This window comes from Pseudomonas sp. UTLPPB19802 (assembly GCF_059730225.1).
On the sequence record NZ_AP048545.1, the window covers coordinates 1,837,290 to 1,861,044 of the forward strand.

At 63.7% G+C, this 23,755-nt stretch carries 21 protein-coding genes; 16 read left to right on the forward strand and 5 right to left on the reverse strand.

Going from position 1 to position 23,755, the window contains the following annotated elements; translation table 11 throughout:
- Positions 1–83 precede the first annotated feature (83 nt).
- On the forward strand, positions 84–605 hold the full coding sequence (locus tag AC6I6U_RS08355) for a helix-turn-helix domain-containing protein (RefSeq protein WP_497881499.1): 522 nt from the start codon (positions 84–86) through the stop codon (positions 603–605).
- Positions 602–1,873 (forward strand): type II toxin-antitoxin system HipA family toxin, encoded by a 1,272-nt coding sequence (locus tag AC6I6U_RS08360; protein WP_497881500.1) that lies wholly within the window; start codon positions 602–604, stop codon positions 1,871–1,873. Before AC6I6U_RS08355 ends, AC6I6U_RS08360 begins: the two co-directional genes overlap by 4 nt.
- A 23-nt stretch (positions 1,874–1,896) precedes the next feature.
- On the opposite strand, the gene AC6I6U_RS08365 is transcribed toward AC6I6U_RS08360, so the two are convergent.
- Complete coding sequence (locus AC6I6U_RS08365) at positions 1,897–2,751, reverse strand: shikimate dehydrogenase (protein ID WP_497881501.1); 855 nt, start codon at positions 2,749–2,751, stop codon at positions 1,897–1,899.
- On the reverse strand, positions 2,748–3,197 hold the full coding sequence (gene aroQ / locus AC6I6U_RS08370; protein WP_497881502.1) for a type II 3-dehydroquinate dehydratase: 450 nt from the start codon (positions 3,195–3,197) through the stop codon (positions 2,748–2,750). The genes AC6I6U_RS08365 and aroQ overlap by 4 nt, the downstream gene beginning before the upstream one ends.
- Positions 3,198–3,456: 259 nt before the next feature.
- On the opposite strand from aroQ, the gene AC6I6U_RS08375 reads away from it, so the two are divergent.
- The 10 genes from AC6I6U_RS08375 (at position 3,457) to AC6I6U_RS08420 (ending at position 16,332) form a co-directional block, all read left to right on the forward strand.
- Complete coding sequence (locus AC6I6U_RS08375) at positions 3,457–3,978, forward strand: RNA polymerase sigma factor (RefSeq protein WP_497881503.1); 522 nt, start codon at positions 3,457–3,459, stop codon at positions 3,976–3,978.
- A gap of 64 nt (positions 3,979–4,042) precedes the next feature.
- Positions 4,043–5,053: a FecR family protein gene (locus tag AC6I6U_RS08380; RefSeq protein ID WP_497881504.1), complete on the forward strand. Its 1,011-nt coding sequence runs from the start codon at positions 4,043–4,045 to the stop codon at positions 5,051–5,053.
- 164 nt (positions 5,054–5,217) lie between these two features.
- Complete coding sequence (locus tag AC6I6U_RS08385) at positions 5,218–7,908, forward strand: TonB-dependent receptor (RefSeq protein WP_497881505.1); 2,691 nt, start codon at positions 5,218–5,220, stop codon at positions 7,906–7,908.
- A gap of 80 nt (positions 7,909–7,988) precedes the next feature.
- Entirely contained in the window at positions 7,989–8,609 is a 621-nt protein-coding gene (locus AC6I6U_RS08390; protein ID WP_497881506.1) for a heme acquisition protein HasA, read from the forward strand.
- A 209-nt stretch (positions 8,610–8,818) separates the two neighbouring features.
- A complete protein-coding gene (locus AC6I6U_RS08395; RefSeq protein ID WP_497881507.1) occupies positions 8,819–10,576 on the forward strand; it encodes a type I secretion system permease/ATPase in 1,758 nt (585 codons plus the stop codon).
- Positions 10,573–11,811, forward strand: a complete 1,239-nt coding sequence (locus tag AC6I6U_RS08400; RefSeq protein WP_497881508.1) for an HlyD family type I secretion periplasmic adaptor subunit — start codon at positions 10,573–10,575, stop codon at positions 11,809–11,811. Before AC6I6U_RS08395 ends, AC6I6U_RS08400 begins: the two co-directional genes overlap by 4 nt.
- Entirely contained in the window at positions 11,808–13,142 is a 1,335-nt protein-coding gene (locus tag AC6I6U_RS08405) for a TolC family outer membrane protein (RefSeq protein WP_497881509.1), read from the forward strand. Before AC6I6U_RS08400 ends, AC6I6U_RS08405 begins: the two co-directional genes overlap by 4 nt.
- A gap of 141 nt (positions 13,143–13,283) precedes the next feature.
- Positions 13,284–14,015: a GntR family transcriptional regulator gene (locus AC6I6U_RS08410; protein WP_497881510.1), complete on the forward strand. Its 732-nt coding sequence runs from the start codon at positions 13,284–13,286 to the stop codon at positions 14,013–14,015.
- A gap of 41 nt (positions 14,016–14,056) precedes the next feature.
- On the forward strand, positions 14,057–15,337 hold the full coding sequence (locus AC6I6U_RS08415) for an MFS transporter (protein ID WP_497881511.1): 1,281 nt from the start codon (positions 14,057–14,059) through the stop codon (positions 15,335–15,337).
- Positions 15,338–15,492: 155 nt separating this feature from the next.
- A complete protein-coding gene (locus AC6I6U_RS08420; RefSeq protein ID WP_497881512.1) occupies positions 15,493–16,332 on the forward strand; it encodes an amidohydrolase family protein in 840 nt (279 codons plus the stop codon).
- Positions 16,333–16,371: 39 nt separating this feature from the next.
- On the opposite strand, the gene trmA is transcribed toward AC6I6U_RS08420, so the two are convergent.
- Together trmA and AC6I6U_RS08430 are read right to left on the reverse strand one after the other, a co-directional pair.
- Positions 16,372–17,451, reverse strand: a complete 1,080-nt coding sequence (gene trmA / locus AC6I6U_RS08425; RefSeq protein ID WP_497881513.1) for a tRNA (uridine(54)-C5)-methyltransferase TrmA — start codon at positions 17,449–17,451, stop codon at positions 16,372–16,374.
- Entirely contained in the window at positions 17,448–18,743 is a 1,296-nt protein-coding gene (locus tag AC6I6U_RS08430; RefSeq protein ID WP_497881514.1) for an NCS2 family permease, read from the reverse strand. Before AC6I6U_RS08430 ends, trmA begins: the two co-directional genes overlap by 4 nt.
- Before the next feature lie 226 nt (positions 18,744–18,969).
- Between AC6I6U_RS08430 and AC6I6U_RS08435 the strand changes: the two genes are divergently transcribed.
- Entirely contained in the window at positions 18,970–19,425 is a 456-nt protein-coding gene (locus AC6I6U_RS08435) for a DUF4879 domain-containing protein (RefSeq protein ID WP_497881515.1), read from the forward strand.
- A 21-nt stretch (positions 19,426–19,446) separates the two neighbouring features.
- Here AC6I6U_RS08435 and AC6I6U_RS08440 read toward each other — a convergent pair whose 3' ends face one another.
- Positions 19,447–20,682 carry an MFS transporter gene (locus AC6I6U_RS08440; protein ID WP_497881516.1) on the reverse strand — a complete coding sequence of 412 codons (1,236 nt, stop codon included), beginning with the start codon at positions 20,680–20,682 and terminating at the stop codon, positions 19,447–19,449.
- Positions 20,683–21,055: 373 nt separating this feature from the next.
- On the opposite strand from AC6I6U_RS08440, the gene AC6I6U_RS08445 reads away from it, so the two are divergent.
- Genes AC6I6U_RS08445 through AC6I6U_RS08455 form a run of 3 tightly spaced genes read left to right on the forward strand, consistent with a single transcriptional unit; the run spans position 21,056 to position 23,729 of the window.
- The gene (locus AC6I6U_RS08445) at positions 21,056–22,495 is read left to right on the forward strand and encodes a cytochrome ubiquinol oxidase subunit I (protein WP_497881517.1); all 1,440 of its coding nucleotides are present in this window, start codon (positions 21,056–21,058) and stop codon (positions 22,493–22,495) included.
- A gap of 3 nt (positions 22,496–22,498) precedes the next feature.
- Positions 22,499–23,506, forward strand: a complete 1,008-nt coding sequence (gene cydB / locus AC6I6U_RS08450) for a cytochrome d ubiquinol oxidase subunit II (RefSeq protein ID WP_497881518.1) — start codon at positions 22,499–22,501, stop codon at positions 23,504–23,506.
- 55 nt (positions 23,507–23,561) lie between these two features.
- Positions 23,562–23,729, forward strand: a complete 168-nt coding sequence (locus tag AC6I6U_RS08455; protein ID WP_497881519.1) for a DUF2474 domain-containing protein — start codon at positions 23,562–23,564, stop codon at positions 23,727–23,729.
- The last annotated feature ends 26 nt before the right edge of the window (positions 23,730–23,755 follow it).

The window sequence follows — 23,755 nt, forward strand, 5'->3', positions numbered from 1 at the left end:
TGTCGTCAGGTGTGGCTGCGGTCAATTTCTTTGGTGCTATTATTCTGGCTGTTGTCGCTGAAAGGTGAAGGAATATTAGCACTATGGCCAAGAAGACTGCTCCTCTGCTGCCGGGCACGACTCAACTGCTTTCCGCTCTCGGGGAACGGCTCAAGCTTGCCCGTTTGCGGCGAAAACTGACCGCCAAGCAGGTTGCCGAGCGTGCCGGCATGTCCTTGATGACCTTGCGCTCCCTGGAGTCGGGCGGCTCCGGTGTGACTATCGGGGCCTACCTTTCGGTGATGCAGGTACTGGGGTTGGAAAGGGACCTGAGCAAGGTTGCGGCAGAGGATGAGGTCGGCCGTCATCTGCAGGATGCCCAACTTGTCCGGTCTGCTCGGTCGGGGACTGGCATTCCGCCTACTGCTTCTCGCGCGGTGCGCTCGGAACCACCCGCTGTCCCTGTAGGACAGGTGGCAGAGCAGGACACGGCCCAGAGTTACCGGCCTGACCAACCGTATGAATTCTCCAGCAACACACAAGCGCTATCCCAATTGGTCTCGAAGAAGCTATCCAGCACTCTGGCGAAAAAGCCAGGACGCAAACCTGTGACAGGTGACGAATGACTGAGATTGCTGTGTATGCCGATTGGGACAGGTTGGCAGGCCCCAGGCGCCTGGGGATCCTGCATGTCAGGAGAATCAGGGCCTCCGAGGTATTCGAGTTCGAGCAGGACCGGGGAGCATTGAGCGATCCTGAATTGAATGGCACTCCCCTGGACCCTCGTGTTGGTTTCTTCGAGGGGCCTCAATACCCAGGTCCGCACCAGAGCCGGTTCGGCATGTTTGCTGACTCCAGTCCGGACCGCTGGGGGCAGTTGTTGATGAAGCGACGACTTGAACGGGACATTCGTGAGGGCTTGGCTCCCAAGGGGAGCAAACTGCACGAGTCTGATTTCCTGCTCGGTGTGCATGACCGTTATCGGGTGGGAGCCCTTCGCTACAGGCTCAATGATGAAGGCCGGTTCCTGGATGATCGCGAAGGCGTCGCTGCTCCTCCCTTTGTGCAACTGCGGGCTCTGGAGCGGGCCAGCCGCGCCCTGGAAACGGACTCTGGCAATACGGCCGCCGAAGGGGGCGACTGGCTGAGAATGTTGATTGCTCCCGGCGGATCGTTGGGCGGAGCCAGGCCCAAGGCTAGTGTCGTCGACGATGAGGGCCATCTCTGGATCGCCAAGTTTCCCAGCATACGCGATGACCATGATGTCGGCGGTTGGGAAATGGTAGTCAATGCACTGGGTGAGAGTTGTGGTTTGCGTGTGGCGCGCGGCATGGCCCATCGGTTTGCCAGCGATCATCACTGTTTCATGGTCAAGCGCTTTGATCGAACTGACACAGGAGGTCGCCTGCACTTTGCCTCGGCCATGACTCTGACTGATCGGGTTGACGGGGATGATGGCGCGGTGGGCGCAAGTTATCTGGAATTGGCCGAGGTACTCATCAGGCAGGGCGCGCAAACCAATGCGGATCTTCGTGAATTGTGGTCGCGGATTGTCTTCAATATTCTGGTTTCCAACACGGACGATCATCTTCGCAACCATGGCTTCATCCTTGAACCGGGCAAGGGTTGGCGATTGTCTCCGGCCTACGACCTGAACCCGGTTCCCCACGCTGATGGGCTGAAGCTCAATATCACCGATGCGGACAATGCTCTGGACCTCGAGCTTGCAAGGGAAGTGGCAGGGTATTTTCGTGTCCGGCGAGATGATGCCGAAGACATTATCAGCGATTTTCTGGACGTGGTCCGGCAATGGCCTGTGGTGGCCGATGCTCTGGGGTTGTCGAAACGAGAGCAGGCTTATATGGCGCCCGCGTTCCGACTGACGGCTGCCTAGCGGTTCATCATGTCGGATGAGCCTCACAGACTCTGGAAATGCTCCAGCATCCGCTGCGAGTCTGGCGTCACGCCGCTGAACAGTTCGAACGCCTTGACCGCCTGGAACACCGCCATGGTCCCGCCATCCAGCGTACGGCAGCCCAGGGCCCGAGCGTTGCGCAGCAATTCGGTTTCCAGCGGGAAGTAGACGATTTCCGCGACCCACAATTCGCTGTGCAGCAGTTCCAGCGGTACCGGCATGCCAGGCAGTTTGACCATGCCCATCGGCGTGGTGTTGACCAGGCCGTCGGCTGCCGCCATGGCGGCTGGCAGGTCGCTGCCGGCTCGGGCACGGCCAGTGCCGAAATGCTGGTTGAGGTTGTCCGCCAGGCTTTGGGCCCGCTCGACGTCCACGTCGAAGATCGTCAGCTGTTTCACGCCTTCGTCGAGCAGGGCGTGGGCCACCGCCGCACCAGCACCACCAGCGCCCATCTGTACCACGCGCTCCACGGCAACGTCTTGCAGGCCACGGCGAAAACCTTCGGCGAAACCCAGGCAGTCGGTGTTGTGGCCGATCCGTTTGCCATCCTTGAATACGACGGTGTTGACCGCGCCAATGCCCCTGGCTTCGGGCGACAGCTCATCGAGCAGCGGGATGATCGCCTGCTTGCACGGGAAGGTGATGTTCAGCCCGGTGAACGCCATGCGTTCGGCGGCTTGCAGTAGTTCGGGCAGGGCGCTGGCGTCCAGTTGCAACGGGTCCAGGTCGATCAGTCGGTACAGGTAGCGCAGCCCCTGGGCATCGCCCTCGCGCTCGTGCATGGCGGGCGTGCGCGAGGCCTGGATGCCGGCGCCGATCAGGCCGGCCAGGATGGCCTTGGGAGTGTTCGAACTCATGGCTGCACTCCCTTGAGGGTCTGGCTGAAATAGTCCAGCGCCAGGCGGTAGCCGTGGCTGCCGAACCCGCACATCACCGCCTTGGCGATGCCGGAGACGAAGGAGTGATGGCGGAACGGCTCACGGGCATGAACGTTGGACAGATGGACTTCGATCACCGGCAGTTCGCTGGCCACCAGTGCGTCGCGGATCGCGACCGAGGTGTGGGTCCACGCGGCCGGGTTGATGATGATGCCGGCGCAGCGGCCACGGGCCGCGTGGATCCAGTCGAGCAACTCGCCCTCGTGGTTGGTCTGGCGAAACTCCACGATCAGGCCCAGTTCAGCCGCGGTACGTCCGCACAGCGCGGAAAGGTCCGCCAGGGTTTCATGGCCGTAGGTCGCCGGTTCACGGGTTCCCAGCAGGTTCAGGTTGGGGCCGTTGAGCACCAGCACGATAGGGGGCATGGGCAAGTCTCCATTGTTGTTTTTGGCTTGGACCGCAGAGGGAATCGGGTCTGTACGGGTAAAATGTACTAACTGGTTAATCCAAGTCAAATGAACAGCACGGGCAGCAGGAGAAGCCGGCACTTTTTTGTTCGATCAGCGGACAGCGGTTTCGGTAGGGCGAAGAAGTGATCGCTACTTGATGTTGGATATCAATTGAAAATCATTCTCGACAAAACGTAATATGGCTGCCCATTTCTTCGTAAGCCATGGAGTCGGTTTGTCGGACGCGGATCTCAAGGGGCTCTTTCTCAAGCACGCCAGCACGCTGCGCAGTTATCTGGTGCGCCGGGTACGAGACCCTCAATTGGCGGCCGACCTGGTGCAGGAGAGTTTCCTGCGCCTGGCGGAACAGACGCGCAAGGAGCGCATCGACAACTCTCCGGGTTACCTCTACCGCACGGCGCGCAATCTGCTGGTGGACCATGTCCGCCAGGAGCATCGGCGCAAGACCGATTCAGTGCCCCATGAGGCATTGGCGGACATCGAGGACGAACTGGCCGGGCTGGAGGCTCAGGCGATGGCAGAACAACAGCGGGCAGCGTTGCGCGAAGCGGTGGCCGAGCTGCCGGAGCGCACCCGGGAAATTTTCCGGTTGAATCGGATCGAGGGCATGACCCACGCCGAGGTGGCCCGGCATCTGGATATTTCCGACAGCTCGGTGCAGAAGCATCTTTCCAAGGCCCTGGCCTATATCATGCAGCGCCTGCAGACTCCGTCCGGTCGCCCAGCCGACGAATGAGTTACGGTAAATCGACGCTTCAGACGTCACTGCTTAATAGATAACGAAAAATCGAGAGTCATACGTGAATAGCCAGGGTCCTCAGGAGCAGATGATCACCGAGGTCGCCGCCGATTGGGCGGTGCGCCTGCACGCGGGCGGGCTGGACGCGCAGGAGCAGGCCGAGCTGGATCGTTGGCTGGCGCTGGACGAGCGTCATCCGTCGGCCTTGCGTTTTGCCGAGCAGACCTGGGCGGCCCTTGGCCAGTTGCAGGCGGACGACCTGCTGCCCGCCAGGCCTGTGGTGCGCCGCGCGGAACCTGCGTTGGCGCCGTCACGTCCGGTTCGGCGCCGCAGCCGTTTGCGGCTTGCCGCCAATGCCGCAGCGCTGGCATTGCTGGTCGGCGCCGGCTGGATCAGTGCACCGACCCTTCTGTTGCAGATGCAGGCTGACTATCTGACGGCTAAGGGGGAGGTCCGTCGCGTGGAGTTGCCGGATGGCAGTCATGCGGAGCTGGACTCAGGCAGTGCGATCAGTATCGATTACGACGATGGCGAGCGACGTATCCGCCTGCTGGCCGGGTCGGCGTGGTTCGACGTGGCGCCGATGGCGGGCTCCGAAGCACGGCCCTTTGTGGTGGAGAGTGCGGGCGGACGCACGCGCGCCCTGGGTACGAAATTCGTCGTCGATCGCGAGTCGCCTGGCCAGGCCTGGGTCGGAGTGATGGAACACAGTGTCGAGGTGACGCTGCAGTCTTCGCCACTCCAGGGGCTGGCCGAAACGGTGCTGCAGGAGGGCCAGAGTGCTCGCTACGACCGACAGGGTGGCGTGGTCAGCCTGGGGCATCAGGACCTGCAACGCGCCACCAGTTGGCGGCGCGGCGTGCTGGTCTTCGATCGCCAGCCGCTGTCGCAGGTGGTCGAGCAACTCAACCGCTATCGCCCTGGTCGCGTAGTGTTGACCGATTCGGCCCTGGCGTCGCGTGAGGTCAGTGGGGTGTTCCGCCTGGACATGCTCGACGCCGGCCTGCAGACCCTCACCACCGAGCTGCACCTGAGTCGCCTCGACCTGCCGGGCCTCTGCCTGATCTATTGAATCACCCGGTGGCCTGTGCCGGCAGGCCATTGGTTTCAGCTCGCAACACATCCTGATACATCCTCCCGAAAAACATTTTCAAAAAAGCGTACTGAGTTTTTCCTGCTGGCTCGTCTTGATAGTGAGATTCATTCGCATAAACAAGATCCAGCTTAGGGACTACGATGAAAGTTGCTCGCCGTTGCAAGGGTGTCCAGACCGGTAGCCGGTTGGCCTTTGCCATTCACTTGGGGTTGTTGGCCCTGTTGGCCGGAAAGGACGTTGTCCTGGCGGCCGAGGGGCCGAAACCTGTGCGGCAGGCAGCCGAGCAGCCTGCGCTGTTGAGCCTGGATATTCCGGCGCAAGCCCTGGGTTCGGCGGTCCTGGCGTTCGCCGAGCAGGCTGGCTTGCAAGTGTTGTTCGACAGCGAGCGGCTGCAAGGTCTGCAAAGCACGGCGGTGAAAGGGCAGTACGGCGTCCAGGAAGGTTTGGCACGGCTGCTGGGCAACGCCCCGGTGGAGTATCGTTTCACTGGCGAGCGCCAGGTAACCCTGACCCGCGTCGCCGAGGCGGCCCGTGGCGCGCTGGCGCTGGCGACCACCACGGTGTCGGGCCAGCACCAGAGTGACTGGGTCTATTCCTCACCGCGTTCGGTGAGCGTCGTCGGCCGTGAGCAACTGGATCGCAACCCGCCACGGCACGCTGCCGACATGCTGGAAGAAGCCCCCGGCGTGTATTCGGCGGTCAGCCAGCAGGATCCTGGGCTGTCGGTGAACATTCGCGGTATCCAGGACTATGGCCGGGTCAACATGTCGGTCGACGGCATGCGCCAGAACTATCAGCAGAGCGGGCACCAGCAGCGCAACGGTACGCTCTACGTCGATCCGGAGCTGCTCTCCGAAGTGGTCATCGAAAAGGGTGCTACCTCCACCATGGGCGGTGCGGGAGTGATTGGCGGGATCGCCAACTTTCGTACCGTGGAGGCGGCTGACCTGCTCGCTGGCGGCAAGGAAATCGGTGGTCGGGTCCGCGTGACCAGCGGCATAGGCCATCTTGGCAACGGTACCCACTTCATCGGCAGTTCGGCTTTTGCCATCGGCACCGAGGTCTGGGACATGCTGGTGGCCGTCAGTGAGCGCAACCTGGGCGACTACAAGCCGGGGAACAAGGGCAGCATCGGCGAACTGCGCAGCGGTGCCTCGCTGAGTCCGAGCTACCCCGAGCGGATCAAGAACTCGAACGTCGCCTATTCTGGGTCGATGATGCGTTCGCGCCTGGTCAAGCTCGGACTCAACCTGCCGGCCGACCAGCGCCTGCAATTGAGCTACCTGGAAACCGACGTCAACTACTCCGATGCCAACATGATGAGCGTCGAAAACCAGGCGCAGCTGTGGGAGAAACTGGGCAGCAGCAAGATCACCGCACGCAACCTCGCGCTGGACTACAGCTACACCCCGGACAACCCGCTGATCGACTTCAAGGCCAAGATTTATCACGTCGACAACCGCAACGACCAGACCACCCTGAGACGTGGGACCACACCAGGCTACGAGATCACCTACCAGACCGACACCTACGGCCTGCAGGCCCAGAACACCTCGACCTTCGCCTTGAGCGAGCTGTCGGTGATCAAGGCCAACTACGGCCTGGAGTTCTTCTACGACAAGGTCCGGCCGGACTCCACCGAGCCAGGCGACCCCACTTCCGCGGTGACCGCTCCGGCTTCCGAGAGCCTGACGCCGGAAGGCGACCGGGCCCTGGGCAGCCTGTTCGGGCGCCTGGACTACGATTACGACGGCTGGCTGAACGTCAACGCCGGGCTGCGCTATGACCGTTACCGGCTACGTGGCGAAACCGGTGTCAACATCCGCACCTTCCGCATCGGCACGACCCAGCAGATCGGTGTTCCGGTGAACTATGACGTCGACACCGAGGAAGGCCGTTTCTCGCCGACCTTCGGCCTGTCGGTCAAGCCGGGTGTGGATTGGTTGCAGCTGTTCGCCAGCTACGGCAAGGGCTGGCGTCCGCCCGCAGTGACCGAGACGCTGATCAGCGGGCGGCCCCATGGCGGCGGTGCGGAAAGTACGCTGCCCAACCCGTTCCTCAAGCCAGAACGCTCCACGACCTGGGAAGTCGGTGCCAACGTGCTGAAGGAAAACCTGCTGTTCAGCGACGACCGCCTGGGCATCAAGGTTGCCTACTTCGACACCCGTGTCGACGACTTCATCTTCATGAACATGGGGGTGCAACTACCGGGCTACGGTACGGCCAGCATCAGCAACAGTGCCTATGTGAATAATCTGGAACAGACCCGTTTCAAGGGCCTGGAGTACCAGCTGGACTATGACGCTGGTGTCGCCTATGGCCAGTTCAACTACACGCACATGATCGGCACCAACGATTTCTGCGCAAAGACGGCCTGGCTCGGTGGCGTGACCACGCCGGTGAAGGGGGCGGGCAGTCGCTCGCCGGTCACGGCCATGATCCCGAATGACCAGGCCAATGCCGCCACCAACTGCCGGGCCATCCTTGGTTCCTCCGAACACATGCCGATGGATCGCGGCACCCTGACGCTGGGTGCGCGGTTCTTTGATCGCAAGCTGGATATCGGCGCCCGTGCCCGCTACAGCGCCGGTTACTACGTCAAGGGCGGGGCCGACGTCACGGTTTCACAGACGGGCGTCTACCCCGCGGACTGGAAGCCCTACACCGTCTACGACCTGTACAGCAGCTATCGCGCGACCGACCAGTTGACCCTGCGCCTGGCCATGGAAAACGTCACCAACCGCGCCTACCTGGTGCCGCTGGGCGATGTGCTGGCCTTCACCCTGGGACGCGGTCGCACCCTGCAGGGCACCGTCGAATATCAGTTCTGACCGATTTTGCCCGGTGACGGGCAAAACCTCAGCGGGCGCAGGCCGGCTGTGGAACAACCACCATCAATTGGAGTTTTTGCATGAGCATTTCTATTTCGTACAGCGCTGAGTATGCCGGTTCTTCGGTTGCGAGCTACCTGAGCGACTGGTCGGCCTACTTCGGTGACCTCGATCACCGCGCAGGTTCGGTCAAGGAAGGCGTGAACACCGGTGGTTTCAACCCGGGTCCCTTCGACGGCACCCAGTACGGTGTGTCGAGCACCGTCAGCGACGCCTCCGCGGTCATCGGTGGCAACCTGCACTACACCCTGTTCACCCCGCCAACCCACACCCTGTGGGGTTCGGTTGATTCCATCAACCTGGGCACCGTGCTGAACGGTGGTGCTTCCAGTGGTGGCTACACCATCACCAACCAGGAAGTCAGCTTCACCGGTCTGGGCCTGAGCAGCGCGCAGGCCGAAGGTCGCGATGGCCAGGTGCACAAGATCGTCTACGGCCTGATGAGCGGCGACAGCTCGGCGCTGGTGTCGGCCATCGACGCACTGCTCAAGGCTGTCGACCCGAGCCTGTCGGTCAACTCCACCTTCGACCAACTGGCGTCTGCCGGCGTGGCTCACCTCGACGGCGCCTCCGTGGCCGCGACCGATGTGTCCCTGGTCGGCGTGCAGGACGCTTCGCACGACCTCGCCCTGGCTGCCTGATCCGGTTGCCATGAAAAAAGCGAATGAAAGATCGCTCTTTCATTCGCTTCGATGACACACCGTCGTCGCCCGAGTTTTCGAAGGCCAGGGCGACGGCGGATGCACATTCTGGGGAACGCCATGGGGGCCGTCAACGCTTCCGGGCGGGCCCCTGCCGCCGGCCCGTTGCGCGCCGGCGGTCCCCATCACCTTGCGACGGGATGACCTCGATGACCAGGCCAGGAGCCACGGGTGCGGATGAGATGCTGGCCGCGCTGACGGCCTACAAGGGCGCGTTTCTCAATATCGGTCTGTTTTCGGCGGTGATCAATCTGCTGATGCTGGCGCCGGCCCTCTACATGCTGCAGGTCTACGACCGGGTGCTGGCGTCCGGCAACCAGATGACCCTGTTGATGCTGACGCTGATGATCCTCGGCCTGTTCGGCCTGATGGGCGCGTTGGAGTGGGTGCGCAGCCAGGTGGTGATCCGCCTCGGCACGCGGATGGACATGGGGCTGAACCAGCGGGTCTACGACGCGGCGTTCGAGACCCAGTTGAGCGATGGAACGCCGGTGGCCGGGCAGGCGTTGAACGACCTGACGGCGCTGCGCCAGTTCGCCACCGGCAACGCGTTGTTCGCGTTTTTCGATGCGCCGTGGTTCCCGGTGTACCTGCTGGTGATTTTCCTTTTCCACCCTTGGCTCGGGCTGTTCGCCCTGGCCGGTGCGGCGATACTGGTGGCATTGGCCTGGGTCAACCATCGGGCCTGCCATGCACCGCTGGGGCTGGCCAGCCAGTTGTCGATCAGTGCCAGCCAGCAGGCCAGTGCGCACCTGCGCAATGCCGAGGCCATCGAGGCGATGGGCATGCTCGGTACTTTGCGCCAGCGCTGGTTCGGCGAGCACCAGGCCTTCCTCGCCCAGCAGAACCTGGCCAGCGAACGGGCGTCGGCGGTGGGCGCCTGGTCCAAGGGCGTGCGCCTGGCCCTGCAATCGCTGGTGCTCGGCCTGGGGGCCTGGCTGGCGGTCGACGGGCAGATCACCCCCGGCATGATGATCGCCGGCTCGATCCTGATGGGGCGGGTGCTGAGCCCCATCGACCAGCTGATCGCGGTGTGGAAGCAGTGGAGTTCGGCGCGCCTGGCCTATCAGCGCCTGTCGAAGCTGCTGGTGTCGCATCCGGCCCGGCCGGCGCGCATGAGCCTGCCGGTGCCCAAGGGCGCGTTGCTGGTGGAGCAGCTGAGTGCCTGTGCGCCGGGTAGCCGACGTCCGGCTCTGGCCAATCTCGGTTTCAGCCTGGCGGCGGGCAGCGTACTCGGGGTGATCGGGCCTTCCGGTTGTGGCAAGTCGACCCTGGCCCGACTGCTGCTGGGCATCTGGGCGCCGTTGGCCGGCAAGGTCCGCCTGGACGGTGCGGACCTGGCGCAATGGGACCGCCAGCAACTGGGGCCGCACATCGGTTATCTGCCCCAGGACATCCAGCTGTTCGCCGGCAGCATTGCCGAGAACATCGCCCGTTTCGAGGCTGTCGACTCCGAGGCGGTGCTGGCGGCGGCGCAGATGGCTGGCGTGCATGAGCTGATCCTGCAACTGCCCCAGGGCTACGACACTCGCCTGGGCGAGGGCGGGGCCGGCCTGTCCGGCGGGCAGAAGCAGCGCATTGCCCTGGCGCGGGCGCTGTATCGCCTGCCGGCGCTGATCGTGCTCGACGAACCGAACTCCAACCTCGACGAGGCCGGCGAGCAGGCCTTGTTGCAGGCGATCAGTCAGCTCAAGGCTCATCAGCGCACGCTGATCCTGATCACCCACAAACCCAATGTCCTGAGCCTGACTGACCAGTTGCTGATCCTGCGTGAAGGCCAGTTGCAGGCGTTCGGGCCGACGGCGCGGGTGCTCGAGGCATCCCGGCCACAGAAACCCGCCGTACCGGCCAAGCCGATGGCGGCCGTGAACATGAGTTATCGCCTGGGAGAGGGCCGTTCATCATGAGTTCGTCGCGTCCTGCACTTCATCTGGCGGCGGACAATGCCTCGGCGACGGTATTGTCCCTCGATGACAAGCGTTATTCACGGCTGGGTTGGGTCCTGCTGCTCTGCGGATTTGTCGGTTTTCTGGGCTGGGCCGCGCTGGCACCTTTGGACAAGGGTGTCGCGGTGTCCGGCAAGGTCATGGTCTCGGGCCACCGCAAGGTGGTGCAGCACCCCACTGGTGGCATCGTCGAGCGTATCGAGGTGCGAGACGGTGATCGGGTGGAAGCCGGGCAGGTGCTGATTCGCCTCAAGGAAACCCCGGCGCTGAGCCAGGTCCAGTCATTGCGCAGCCAACTGCTCGGTTCGCTGGCCAGCGAGGTCCGCCTGAACGCGGAGCGCGATGGCGCCCGGAGCATCCGCTTCGACGACGAGATGCTGAAACAGTCCACGGCACCCGAAGTGGAGGCGACCCTGGCCTTGCAACGCCAGTTGTTTTCCAGTCGGGCCCAGGCGCTGGGCGAGCAGTTGCAGGGACTGCGGGAGCTGGCCCGCGATGGTTATATTCCGCGTAATCGGCTGCTCGACAGCGAGCGGTTGTATGCCCAGGTCGAGGGCTCGATTTCCGAGGACTTCGGCCGTATCGGCCAGTTGCAGCGCCAGGTGCTGGAGCTGCGCTTGCGTATTCGGCAGTTGGCCGAGGAGTTCCAGAAGGACGTACGCAGCCAGTTGGCCGAGACCCGCGTACGCAGTGACGACCTGCGCAGTCGCCTGGCTTCCGCCGAGTTCGAGCTGGGCAACAGTCAGTTGCGTGCGCCAGCGGCAGGGATCGTGGTCGGTCTCGATGTATTCACCGAGGGCGGCGTGGTCAAGCCGGGCCAGGCGCTGATGGAAATCGTGCCGCAGGACGAGCCGTTGCTGATGGAGGCGCGGGTGCCAGTGGACCTGGTGGACAAGGTCCATCCGGGGCTGCCGGTTGAGCTGATGTTCCCGGCGTTCAACCAGAGCACTACGCCACGGGTGGCGGGCGAGGTGTTGCTGGTTTCGGCGGACCGCCAGGTCGATGAGCGCACCGACGAGCCTTACTACACCTTGCGGGCACGGGTGAGTGCCGAAGGCATGCAGCAGTTGGCCGGTCTGCAGATCCGTCCCGGCATGCCGGTGCAGGCGTTCGTGCGGACCGGCGAGCGCTCGATGCTCAACTACCTGTTCAAGCCCTTGCTGGACCGGACCCATATGGCCTTGGTGGAGGAATGAGTGTGCGTGTGTGGATAGGCCTGCTGGCCGTCTTGTTGAGCCAGGGGATCCAGGCAATGGGGTTGCTCGAAGCCTATGACCTGGCGCTGCGCAATGACCCGACGTTTCAGGCGGCGATCAAGGAGCGCGATGCCGGCGAGGAAAATCGCGTCATCGCTCGTGCCGGTTTGCTGCCGACCCTGAACTGGACCTACAACAACTCGCGCAACGACTCCGAGGTCACCCAGACCACGGCGTTCGGCAAGGTCACCAGCGATCGCGACTACCGCAGCTACGCGGCGAGCCTGACCCTGCAGCAGCCGCTGCTCGACTACGAAGCCTATGCCCGCTACCGCCAGGGCGCGGCCCAGGCGTTGTTCGCCGACCAGCGATTTCGCGGCAAGAGCCAGGAGCTGGCGGTGCGTCTGCTGAGTGCCTACAGCGAGGCCCTGCTGGCCGAAGAGCGTATCGAGTTGAGTCGTGCCCAGCGCCGGGCGCTGGCCGAGCGGCTGGAGCTGAACCAGCGGTTGCTCAAGGGCGGCGAGGGGACTCGGACCGACCTGCTGGAAACCCAGGCGCGCCTGAGCCTGACCCAGGCCGAGGAGATCGAGGCGCAGGGCAGCCAGGACACCGCGCTACGCTCCCTGGAAGCGATTGTCGGGCAACCGTTGCAGGTCGACGACTTGGCGCCGTTGGCCGCCAGCTTCGCCATCGAGCCGTTGCAGCCGCAGCGATTCGAGACCTGGCGCGACATGGCCCTGGCCAACAACGCCGAGCTGGCGTCCCAGCAGCATGCCCTGACCGCTGCCGAATACGAGGTGGAGCGCAAGCGGGCCGGGCACTTGCCCAAGGTCAGCCTGTATGCCACCAGCCGCCAGACCAGTTCCGATTCTGAAAGCAGCTACAACCAGAAGTACGACACCAACACCATTGGCATCCAGGTCAGTGTCCCGCTGTTCGCCGGTGGCTCGGTGTCGGCCTCGACCCGTCAGGCGGCCAGCCAGTTGTCCCAGGCGCAGTACGAGCTGGACGCACAGACGGCGACCACCCTGGTGGAGTTGCGCAAGCAGTTCAACCTCAACACCAGCGGTGCGGCAAAAGTCCGCGCGTACGAGGTGGCGGTGAGTTCGGCAACGGCGCTGGTGGAGGCGACCCGCAAGAGCGTGCAGGGCGGCGAGCGGGTCAACCTCGATGTGCTGGATGCCGAGCAGCAGTTGTTCAAGGCCAGGAGCGATTTGGCGCAGGCGCGACATGCCTACCTGCTGGCGCGGATCCAGTTGCGCTTCTATGCCGGGGTGCTGGAGGCGGGGGACTTGCAGGCATTGGCCGGGTACTTCCGGCCGACGGGCTGAGTGTTGGGCAAGCATTACGGGCCTCTTCGCGGCGAACCTCCGCGAATGAGCCGCCAAGCCATGCACCGATACACTTGACGCTTTTTCATCTAGGGAGAATACTCGGCAAAAATTCATATAGATGACTGGATAACTACAAAAATGAATGCTCTTTCCAGCGACGAACGTCTCCCGCTCTACCAGCGCCTGCGCGATGAACTGGCCCGGCAGATCGCCAACAACCGCTGGCGTCCCGGCGAGGCGATCCCCACCGAGGCCGTGCTGGCCGGTGAATACCAGTTGTCCATTGGTACCGTGCGCAAGGCCGTCGACAAGCTGGTGGAGGAGGGCGTGCTCGAACGCCATCAGGGCCGTGGCACCTTCATCCGCCGGCCGCAGTTCCAGTCTTCACTGTTCCGTTTCTTCCGCTTCCAGAACCTGGCCGGCGAGCGCCAGATGCCGCAGAGCCGGATTCTCACCATTGATTCGCTGCCTGCGCCCTCGGCCGTCAGCCAGGTCCTGGGGCTGCCGCCCGAGGCCGAGGTGATCCGCCTGGTCCGCCTGCGCCTGCTCGACGGCACGCCGGTGCTGGCCGAGGAAATCTGGCTGCCCAGGACGCCATTCCAGGCGTTGCTGGCGGTCGACCTCGACCAGCAGGGGCCGCTGCTCTACCCGATCTACGAAGCACTCTGCGGCCAGGTGGTTGCCTGCGCCGAAGAGACCCTGACGGCCGAGTCCGTGGGCGAGGTGCATGCCCGGTTGCTGCAGATCGAGCCTGGTAGCCCGGTAGTGGTGATCGAACGATTGGCCCGCGACTATGCCGGCCAGCCGCTGGAATGGCGCCGCTCCCGTGGCCATGCCAGCCACTTCCGCTACAGCGTCGAGATTCGCTGAGCCCACTCGGGCTCCCTGTTTGCCTACAAGGATAAGAAATCATGTTCAGTTGGTACTGCGATATCACTTCGAGGGAGCGCAAGACGTTCTGGGCCTGCTTTGGCGGCTGGTCCCTGGATGCACTGGAAGTGCAAATGTTCGGCCTGGCGATCCCCGCACTGATCGCCGCCTTCGCCCTGAGCAAGGGTGAGGCCGGGATGATCAGTGGCGTGACGCTGGTCACTTCGGCGATCGGCGGCTGGCTGGGCGGGACCTTGTCCGACCGCTATGGCCGGGTGCGGACCCTGCAATGGATGATCCTCTGGTTTTCGCTGTTCACCTTTCTTTCGGCCTTCGTCACCGGTTTCAACCAGTTGCTGATCGTCAAGGCGCTGCAGGGCTTCGGCATCGGCGGTGAGTGGGCCGCAGGTGCGGTGCTGATGGCCGAGACCATCCAGTCGCGCTATCGCGGCAAGGTGATGGGCGCGGTGCAGAGTGCCTGGGCGGTCGGCTGGGGTGCGGCGGTCGGGGTGTTCACCCTGGTCTACACCTTCGTGCCGGAGGCCATGGCCTGGCGGGTGATGTTCCTGGTGGGGCTGTTGCCGGCGCTGCTGGTGATCTACGTGCGCCGCAGCGTGGTCGAGCCCGACGCCGCCCAACGCCAGGCCAAGGCCCGGGGACGTGGACTGCTGGCGTCGATGGCGGCGATCTTCCGTCCCGAATTGCTGCGGGTCACGCTGCTGGGCGGGATTCTCGGCCTCGGTGCCCATGGGGGCTATCATGCGGTGATGACCTGGCTGCCGACCTTCCTCAAGACCGAGCGCAATCTTTCGGTCTTGAGTTCCGGTGGCTACCTGGCGGTGATCATCGTCGCCTTCTGGTTCGGCTGCGTGGTCAGCGGGATGCTGCTGGACCGCATCGGCCGGCGCAAGAACATCATCCTCTTCGCCTTCTGCTGCGTGATCACGGTGCAGTGCTACCTGTTCCTGCCGTTGAGCAACGCGCAGATGCTGTTCCTCGGTTTCCCCCTGGGCTTCTTCGCCGCGGGTATCCCGGCCAGCCTGGGTTCGTTCTTCAACGAGTTGTACCCGGCGGACGTGCGCGGTGCCGGCGTCGGCTTCTGCTACAACTTCGGCCGGGTGTTGTCGGCGGTGTTCCCGTTCATGGTCGGGCACATGAGCGAGTCGATGTCGCTCGGCTCGGCCATCGGGATCGATGCCGGGATCGCCTACGGCGTGGCGGTGCTGGCCGCGCTGGCGCTGCCAGAAACCCGTGGGCGCAACTTGCAGGGCGTCACGCCACAGGCGGAGTCCAGCAAAGGGGCGGGCCAGTTGTCCCACTGATTCCACATTTTCCATGCCCTGCTCGGTCTGTGTGGGAGCCGGCTTGCTGGCGATAGCGGTGTATCAGCCAACCGCAGGTTGACTGACCGATTGCAATCGCCAGCAAGCCGGCTCCCACAGGCGAGTGAGGGCTTTAAATCCTGTAGATGAGTTCCATGTCCGAGATTTGCCCATTGCCCATCAGCGGTATCGATGCCCATGCCCATGTCTTCGAGCGCGGCCTGGGGCTGGCGACCGTGCGCCGCTATGCGCCGGATTATGACGCCACCCTGGCCGACTATCTGGCGCGGCTGGAGGAAAACGGCCTGAGCCACGGCGTGCTGGTACAGCCGAGTTTCCTCGGTACCGACAACAGCTACCTGCTGGCGGCGTTGCAACAGGCCCCCGGGCGGTTGCGCGGGGTGGTGGTGGTCGAGCGCGATATTGCCGTTGACGAGTTGCAGCGAATGGCAGCCCTTGGCGTGGCGGGCGTGCGCCTGAACCTGATGGGCCAGCCGCTACCGGATTTCGCCGAGGCGGCGTGGCAGGCCTTTTTCCAGCACCTGCGGCAGTTGGACTGGCATGTCGAGTTGCACCGCCATCTGGAGGATCTGCCGGGGTTGGTCCAGCCGCTGCTGGAAATGGGCTGCAAGGTGGTGGTCGATCACTTCGGCCGTCCCGATGCACGACTGGGTGTCGAGCAGTCGGCGTTCACCCGGCTGCTTGAGCTGGGAGAGAGCGGGCGCTTGTGGATCAAGGTCTCCGGTATCTACCGGCTGGGCGGGACACCGGCGCAGAACCTGCATTTTGCGGAGAAGGCCCTGTCGCTGATGTTGCAGAGCCTGGGGCCGGACCGCCTGTTGTGGGGCAGCGACTGGCCGCATACCCAGCATGAGCAGGAGGTGAGTTTTGCCAGTGAGTTCGAGCGCCTGCGCCGGCTGGCGTGCGCTCCGCCGTTGCGCCAGCATCTGCTGTGCAATACGGCGGCGGAGTTGTTCGGGTTCGTCCAGGAGTAATGCAGGCAGGTGGGGCCAGCAGGCTGGCCCCGACAAGGTTCAGCGACGGGTCAGCAGGACCCCGGATTCCATGTGGTGGGTCCACGGGAACTGGTCGAACAGTGCACAACGCTCGATGCGATGGGTGTCGTGCAGTTGCGCGATGTTCGCCGCCAGGGTCTCCGGGTTGCAGGAGATGTACAGGATGTTGTCGAAACGCCGGGTCAGCTCGCAGGTGTCCGGATCCATGCCGGCGCGGGGCGGGTCGACGAAGACGCTGCCGAACTGGTAGCTCTTCAGGTCGATGCCCTGCAGGCGACGGAACGGTCGCACCTCGTTCAGCGCCTCGGTCAGCTCCTCGGCCGACAGGCGCACCAGGGTCACGTTGCCCACGGTGTTCTCGTCGAGGTTGCTCAGCGCGGCATTCACCGAGGTCTTGCTGATCTCGGTGGCCAGCACCTTGCGTACCCGAGTGGCCAGCGGCAGGGTGAAGTTGCCATTGCCGCAGTAGAGTTCCAGCAGGTCGTCGGAGCGCTCGCCCAGGGCTTCATAAGCCCAGTTGAGCATCTTCTGGTTCACCGTGCCGTTGGGCTGGGTGAAGGCGCCTTCCGGCTGCCGGTAGCTGAAGCTGCGCCCGGCGATCTCGAATTTCTCCACCACGTAGTCATGGCCGATCACCACGCGCTTGCCCTTGGAACGGCCGATGATGCTGACACCGAGGTCGGCCGCCAGTTGTTCGGCGGCGGTCTGCCAGTGTTCGTCGAGCGGGCGGTGGTAGCAGAGGGTGATCATCGCGTCGCCGGCCAGGGTGGTGAGGAACTCCACCTGGAACAGCTTGTGGCTCAGCGGTGCACTGGCCTGCCAGGCCGCCTTGAGCTTGGGCATCAGTTCGTTGATGCGCAGGCTGGCGATGGGGAATTCTTCGATGAGGATCGGCGTGCGCTTGTCGTCCTGGGCGAACATCGCGTAGTGGCGTTCGCCGGCTTCGCGCCACAGGCGGAATTCGGCGCGTAGGCGGAAGTTCTGCAACGGCGAGTCGAAGACCTGCGGCTCAGGGGCATCGAACGGCGCCAGCAGGTCGCGCAGGCGCGCGACCTTGTCATTGAGCTGGGCAGTGTAGGTGGCGGAATCGAAAGTCATGCGTTGAACCAACCCAACTTGATCACAAACAGAATCGACAGGATCACCAGAGCCGGGTTCAGCTCGCGGCCTCGGCCGGACAGCAGCTTGATCGCGGTCCAGGCAATGAAGCCGAAGGCGATGCCGTTGGCGATGGAATAGGTGAACGGCATCGCCAGAGCGGTAACCACCACAGGCGCGGCCTCGGTGATGTCTTCCCAGTTGATTTCCGCCAGGCCCGAGGCCATCAGCACGGCGACGAACAGCAATGCCGGCGCGGTGGCGAAGGCTGGGACGCTACCGGCCAGCGGCGAGAAGAACAGCGCCAGCAGGAACAGGATGGCGACCACGATGGCGGTCAGGCCGGTGCGGCCGCCGGCGCTGACGCCCGCTGCCGACTCGATGTAGCTGGTGGTGGTCGAGGTGCCCAGCAGCGAGCCGGCCATGGCGGCGGTGCTGTCGGCGATCAGCGCGCGGCCCATTTTCGGCATGTGGCCGTCCTTGCCCATCAGCCCGGCACGCTTGGCGACGCCGATCAGGGTGCCGGAGTTGTCGAACAGGTCGACGAACAGGAAGGCGAAGATCACGCTGACCAGGCCGATGTCCAGGGCACCCTTGATGTCCAGTTGCATGAAGGTCGGGGCCAGCGATGGCGGGGCCGAGATGATGCCGCCGAACGGGCTGAAGCCCATCAGGATCGAGACGATGGTCACGCCCAGGATACCGATCAGTACGGCGCCACGGACTTTCAGCGCATCCAGGGCGACGATCACGGCAAAGCCCAGGGTGGCGAGGATCGGTGCCGGCTGCTTGAGGTCGCCGAGGCCGACCATGGTCGCCGGGTTGCTGACCACGATGCCGGCGTTGTGCAGGGCGATCAGCGCCAGGAACAGGCCGATACCGGCGGCGATCGCCGAACGCAGTGGCAGCGGGATGCTGTTGATGATCCATTCGCGGATACGGAAGATCGACAGCAGGAAGAAGCACACTGCCGAGATGAACACCGCGCCCAGCGCCACTTGCCAGGTGTGGCCCATGTGCAGGACCACGGTGTAGGTGAAGAAGGCGTTCAGGCCCATGCCTGGCGCGAGGGCGATCGGGTAGTTGGCGATCAGGCCCATCACGGTCGAGCCGATGGCGGCGGCCAGGCAGGTCGCGACGAAGACCGCGCCCTTGTCCATGCCGGTTTCGCCGAGAATGCTCGGGTTGACGAACAGGATGTAGGCCATGGCCAGGAAGGTCGTGACGCCCGCGAGAATCTCGGTGCGCACATTGGTATTGTGTGCCTTGAGTTGAAACAGCCTTTCCAGCATCTCTGCTCCCCATGGCGCATCGGGCGCCGTGAATGAATCGGTCCCAACAGCAAAGCACAGACTCTAATGGCCTGATGAGATTTGGCTGTGGGAAAAACCGCGCATCATACCAGCCGAACGCGGGAATAGGGACGCCGCTTGGTGGGTCCATTGCGCAGCGACCGTGCGCGAACTACTCCGAAATCCGCCGACTGAGGCATACTCGCGGTAGAGAAGGGGGATAATCATGAAATCAGTGATCAAGCACCAGGCCCTGGGCCAGTCGCTCTGCGCCATTGCGCTGTCGTTGGCGGCAGTCGGACCGCTGCAGGCGGCGCCGGCGGCCGGGCTGAAAGGGGTGGCGATCTATACCGTGGCGTCCCAGGGGATCATCGAAGATGTTTCCGACGGGCGTCGGCGCACACAGAACGCCCATCGCGGGCCGAACATCACGGTGACGGTGGTGGAACTCGGCTACGGCCGCGCGCCGGGGGCCACCTTCAATGGCAACCCGATCAGCTACAGCCAGCGCAATTCCCTGTGCGAGTTCAACAAGCCGTTCGTGCCGTGCAGCGGTGGCGCGGTGGTCGGCTACAGCTACATCTACGACCTGGGGACCCTGCAGCAGGGCACCTTCAGTTTCAGCGATCGTTCACTGACGATGCCGGTGAAGACCATGACGGCGACCATCGATATCAACTGATGGCCGCCGCCCGCCGGTGATTCAGGCGGTTTCGGCCTGGCGTTCGTGCATGCGATCGCGGTTGGCCAGGGTCGGGAACAGTTTCATCCAGGTTCCGGTGACCAGCAGGGTGCCGACCCCGCCGAGCACCACGGCGGGCACGGTACCGAACCAGTGGGCGGTCAGCCCGGATTCGAACTCACCCAGTTGATTGGAAGCGCCGATGAACAGGCCGTTCACGGCGCTGACCCGGCCGCGCATCTCGTCGGGGGTCTCCAACTGCACGAACGAGGCGCGGATCACCATGCTGATCATGTCCGCGGCGCCAAGCACCACCAGCACGGCGAGGGAGAACCAGAACGAGGTCGACAGGCCGAAAGCGATGGTGGCGACACCGAACAGGCCGACAGCGGTGAACATCACCCGACCGACCTTGCGCTCCACCGGGAAGCGCGCCAGCCACAGCGACATCAGCAGCGCGCCGACCGCCGGTGCCGAGCGCAGCAGACCCAGGCCCCAGGCGCCGGTCAGCAGGATGTCCTTGGCAAACACCGGCAGCAGCGCAGTGGCACCGCCCAGCAGTACCGCGAACAGGTCCAGGGAGATGGCACCGAGAATGTCCGGGCGGCTGCGGATGAAGCGAATGCCCGCCAGCAGCGAATCGAGGGTGGCCTTGCCCTTGTTCAGCGGCGTCTGCCGTGCCGGCAGGTTGAGCATCAGCAGGCAGGACACCAGGTACAGCACCACCGTCGGGCCATAGACCCAGACGCTGCCGAACGCATACAGCAGGCCGCCGATGGCCGGGGCGACGATGGTTGCCAGTTGCTGCGCCGACTGGGCGGCCGCCACGGCGCGCGGGAACAGCGCCGACGGCACGATGGACGGCAGCAGTGCCTGGGTGGTGGGCATTTCGAAGGAGCGGGCTGCGCCGAGCAGGAACGCCAGGATGAAGATCATCTCGCGGCTGACCTGGTTGGTCAGGCTGCCGACCACCAGGCTCAGGGCGATCAGCGCCTGCAGGGTCTGGCACAGGGCGGCGATCCTGCGGCGGTCATAGCGGTCCGCCACGTGCCCGGTGTGCAGCATGAACAACACCCGTGGGGCGAACTCCACCAACCCGACCAGGCCCAGGTCGAGCACGTTGCCGGTCAACTGGTAGAGGTTCCAGCCAATGGCCACGGTGAGCATCTGGAAGCCGCTGGCGGTAAAGATCCGGGCCAGCCAGAACGCGAGGAAGGGGCGGTGATGGCGCAGCAGCAAGGGTGTCTCGGTGGGCATCGGGGGCTCGCCTGAGCGGATGAAAGGGGAAGATTATCATTCCGATGTAACAAAAGGTTACTGAGCTATTCATGTATTGCCCGCCCCGGTGTTTCCCTGCGTCGGATTTTTGCGGATCAGTTGCCATCTGCGCCTGAGGCAACCTGTCGCGCGGCAACGAACCACGCTACCCGGTCGTCGGAATGGGACTACTCTTTCATCGTTGATTGATCCAGATCAATTGCCTTTTCGGTCTTGATCGAGGTCCGACTCCCTGCGTTGCGATGGGTTGAAAAAAAGAGAACGAAGCCAAATTCGCCGCACTCCATATCCGTGGGGGCTGTGGCTGGGGCCTGCAGGCCGACAGCCGGTATTACCTGACAGAGGAAAACTTATGTTCGGTTTAGAGGCACTAGATCTCGCCCGAATCCAGTTCGCATTCACCGTTTCGTTCCATATCCTGTTCCCGGCCATCACCATCGGCCTGGCGAGCTACCTTGCGGTGCTTGAAGGCCTGTGGCTGAAGACACACAACGACACCTATCGTGACCTCTACCATTTCTGGTCGAAGATCTTTGCCGTCAACTTCGGCATGGGGGTGGTTTCCGGGCTGGTCATGGCCTATCAGTTCGGCACCAACTGGAGCCGCTTCTCGGACTTCGCCGGGGCGGTGACCGGGCCGCTGTTGACCTACGAGGTGCTGACCGCGTTCTTCCTCGAGGCCGGCTTCCTTGGCGTGATGCTGTTCGGCTGGAACAAGGTCGGCCGCGGGCTGCACTTCTTTTCCACCGTCATGGTGGCGATCGGTACCCTGATCTCGACGTTCTGGATCCTGTCGTCCAACAGTTGGATGCAGACCCCGCAGGGCTACGAAATCATCGACGGCCGGGTGATCCCGGTGGATTGGCTGGCGGTGGTGTTCAACCCGTCGTTCCCCTTCCGACTGATGCACATGGCTACCGCCGCCTTCGTCGCCACGGCCTTTTTCGTCGGCTCCTCGGCCGCCTGGCATCTGTTGCGTGGCCGTGACAACCCGGCGATCCGGACCATGCTGTCGATGGCCATGTGGATGGCGCTGATCGTGGCGCCGATCCAGGCGGTGATCGGTGACTTCCACGGTCTCAATACCCTCAAGCACCAGCCGGCAAAGATCGCCGCGATCGAAGGGCACTGGGAAAACGTCGGTAACGAACCGACCCCACTGATCCTGTTCGGCTGGCCGGACATGAAGGCCGAGAAGACCCGCTTCGCCGTGGAGATTCCCTACCTGGGCAGCCTGATCCTGACCCACACCCTGGACAAGCAGGTACCGGCGCTCAAGGAGTTCCCGCCTGAGGACCGGCCGAACTCGACCATCGTGTTCTGGTCGTTCCGGGTCATGGTCGGCCTGGGCTTCCTGATGATTTTCACCGGCCTGTGGGCGCTGTGGCTGCGCAAGCGTGATCGTATCTACCAGAACCGCGCCTTCCTTTACCTGGCGCTGTGGATGGGGCCGTCCGGCCTGATCGCGATCCTGGCCGGCTGGTTCACCACCGAAATCGGTCGCCAGCCGTGGGTGGTCTACGGCCTGCTGCGCACCGCGGACGCATCCTCCGGGCACAGTGTCATGCAGATGAGCATTACCCTTGCGCTGTTCGTCGTGGTGTATTTCTCGCTGTTCGGCGTTGGCCTGGGCTACATGATGCGCCTGGTGCGCAAGGGGCCGAAAATCAACGAAGGTACCGAAACGAACCCTGGTGGCCCCGGCCAGCAACGCACTCCGGCCCGTCCGCTTTCCGCTGCCGATGAAGACAGCGAACACGCGCACGGCGACAGCCTGAACAAGGGGAACTGAATCATGGGTATCGATCTTTCGCTGATCTGGGCCGTGATCATCATCTTCGGCATCATGATGTACGTGGTCATGGACGGCTTCGACCTGGGCATCGGCATTCTTTTCCCCTTCATCAAGGGCAAGAGCGACCGCGATGTGATGATGAATACCGTGGCGCCGGTGTGGGACGGTAACGAAACCTGGCTGGTACTCGGCGGCGCGGCGCTGTTCGGCGCCTTCCCGCTGGCCTACGCGGTGGTGCTCTCGGCGTTGTACCTGCCGCTGATCTTCATGCTGATCGGGCTGATCTTTCGTGGCGTGGCGTTCGAGTTCCGCTTCAAGGCCAAGGACGACAAGCGGCATATCTGGGACAAGGCGTTCATCGGCGGTTCGATCGCCGCGACCTTCTTCCAGGGCGTGGCCCTGGGCGCGTTCATCGACGGGATCAAGGTGGTCGACCGGCAATTCGCCGGCGGCTCGCTGGACTGGCTGACTCCGTTCACGCTGTTCTGTGGCGTGGCGCTGGTGGTGGCTTATGCCTTGCTCGGCTGCACCTGGCTGATCATGAAGACCGAGGGCAAGCTGCAGGAGCGCATGCACCACCTGGCGCGGCCGCTGGCGTTCGTGCTGCTGGCGGTGATCGGCATCGTCAGTATCTGGACACCGCTGGCCCACGCCGAGATCGCGTCGCGCTGGTTCACCCTGCCGAACCTGTTCTGGTTCCTGCCGGTGCCGATCCTGGTGTTGGTCACGCTGTACGGGCTGATCCGCGCGGTGGCGCGTAATGCCCACTACACGCCGTTTCTGCTGACCCTGGTGCTGATCTTCCTCGGCTACAGCGGCCTGGGCATCAGCCTGTGGCCACACATCATCCCGCCGTCGATCTCGATCTGGGATGCCGCCGCGCCGCCGCAGAGCCAGGGCTTCATGCTGGTGGGGACGCTGTTCATCATCCCGTTCATCCTGGGCTACACCTTCTGGAGCTACTACGTGTTCCGCGGCAAGGTGACCCACGAGGATGGTTATCACTAGTACCTGCCGGTGGCGCCCTCTCGGGTGCCACCGCTTCGAAGAAGAGGAATCGGATATGAGCGGCAAGCATTCATTGCAGGACATCCAACAGGCCGAGAAGAAACCACTCTGGCAGCGCCTGGGCTGGCTGGCGATGATCTGGGCGGGCAGTGTACTGGCGTTGTTCGTGGTCGCCAGCCTGATGCGCCTGTTCATGAGCGCAGCCGGGCTGACGACCCACTGATCGGCTGACGCTTTATTCTGCGATAG

What these genes read in the sequence shown, in the direction of transcription:
- AC6I6U_RS08355 (WP_497881499.1), top strand. Translation starts at nt 84, where the DNA reads ATGGCCAAGAAGACTGCTCCTCTGCTGCCGGGCACGACTCAACTGCTT.
- AC6I6U_RS08360 (WP_497881500.1), top strand. Translation starts at nt 602, where the DNA reads ATGACTGAGATTGCTGTGTATGCCGATTGGGACAGGTTGGCAGGCCCC.
- AC6I6U_RS08365 (WP_497881501.1), bottom strand. Translation starts at nt 2,751, where the DNA reads ATGAGTTCGAACACTCCCAAGGCCATCCTGGCCGGCCTGATCGGCGCC.
- aroQ (WP_497881502.1), bottom strand. Translation starts at nt 3,197, where the DNA reads ATGCCCCCTATCGTGCTGGTGCTCAACGGCCCCAACCTGAACCTGCTG.
- AC6I6U_RS08385 (WP_497881505.1), top strand. Translation starts at nt 5,218, where the DNA reads ATGAAAGTTGCTCGCCGTTGCAAGGGTGTCCAGACCGGTAGCCGGTTG.
- AC6I6U_RS08390 (WP_497881506.1), top strand. Translation starts at nt 7,989, where the DNA reads ATGAGCATTTCTATTTCGTACAGCGCTGAGTATGCCGGTTCTTCGGTT.
- AC6I6U_RS08395 (WP_497881507.1), top strand. Translation starts at nt 8,819, where the DNA reads ATGACCAGGCCAGGAGCCACGGGTGCGGATGAGATGCTGGCCGCGCTG.
- AC6I6U_RS08400 (WP_497881508.1), top strand. Translation starts at nt 10,573, where the DNA reads ATGAGTTCGTCGCGTCCTGCACTTCATCTGGCGGCGGACAATGCCTCG.
- AC6I6U_RS08405 (WP_497881509.1), top strand. Translation starts at nt 11,808, where the DNA reads ATGAGTGTGCGTGTGTGGATAGGCCTGCTGGCCGTCTTGTTGAGCCAG.
- AC6I6U_RS08410 (WP_497881510.1), top strand. Translation starts at nt 13,284, where the DNA reads ATGAATGCTCTTTCCAGCGACGAACGTCTCCCGCTCTACCAGCGCCTG.
- AC6I6U_RS08415 (WP_497881511.1), top strand. Translation starts at nt 14,057, where the DNA reads ATGTTCAGTTGGTACTGCGATATCACTTCGAGGGAGCGCAAGACGTTC.
- AC6I6U_RS08420 (WP_497881512.1), top strand. Translation starts at nt 15,493, where the DNA reads ATGTCCGAGATTTGCCCATTGCCCATCAGCGGTATCGATGCCCATGCC.
- trmA (WP_497881513.1), bottom strand. Translation starts at nt 17,451, where the DNA reads ATGACTTTCGATTCCGCCACCTACACTGCCCAGCTCAATGACAAGGTC.
- AC6I6U_RS08430 (WP_497881514.1), bottom strand. Translation starts at nt 18,743, where the DNA reads ATGCTGGAAAGGCTGTTTCAACTCAAGGCACACAATACCAATGTGCGC.
- AC6I6U_RS08435 (WP_497881515.1), top strand. Translation starts at nt 18,970, where the DNA reads ATGAAATCAGTGATCAAGCACCAGGCCCTGGGCCAGTCGCTCTGCGCC.
- AC6I6U_RS08440 (WP_497881516.1), bottom strand. Translation starts at nt 20,682, where the DNA reads ATGCCCACCGAGACACCCTTGCTGCTGCGCCATCACCGCCCCTTCCTC.
- AC6I6U_RS08445 (WP_497881517.1), top strand. Translation starts at nt 21,056, where the DNA reads ATGTTCGGTTTAGAGGCACTAGATCTCGCCCGAATCCAGTTCGCATTC.
- cydB (WP_497881518.1), top strand. Translation starts at nt 22,499, where the DNA reads ATGGGTATCGATCTTTCGCTGATCTGGGCCGTGATCATCATCTTCGGC.
- AC6I6U_RS08455 (WP_497881519.1), top strand. Translation starts at nt 23,562, where the DNA reads ATGAGCGGCAAGCATTCATTGCAGGACATCCAACAGGCCGAGAAGAAA.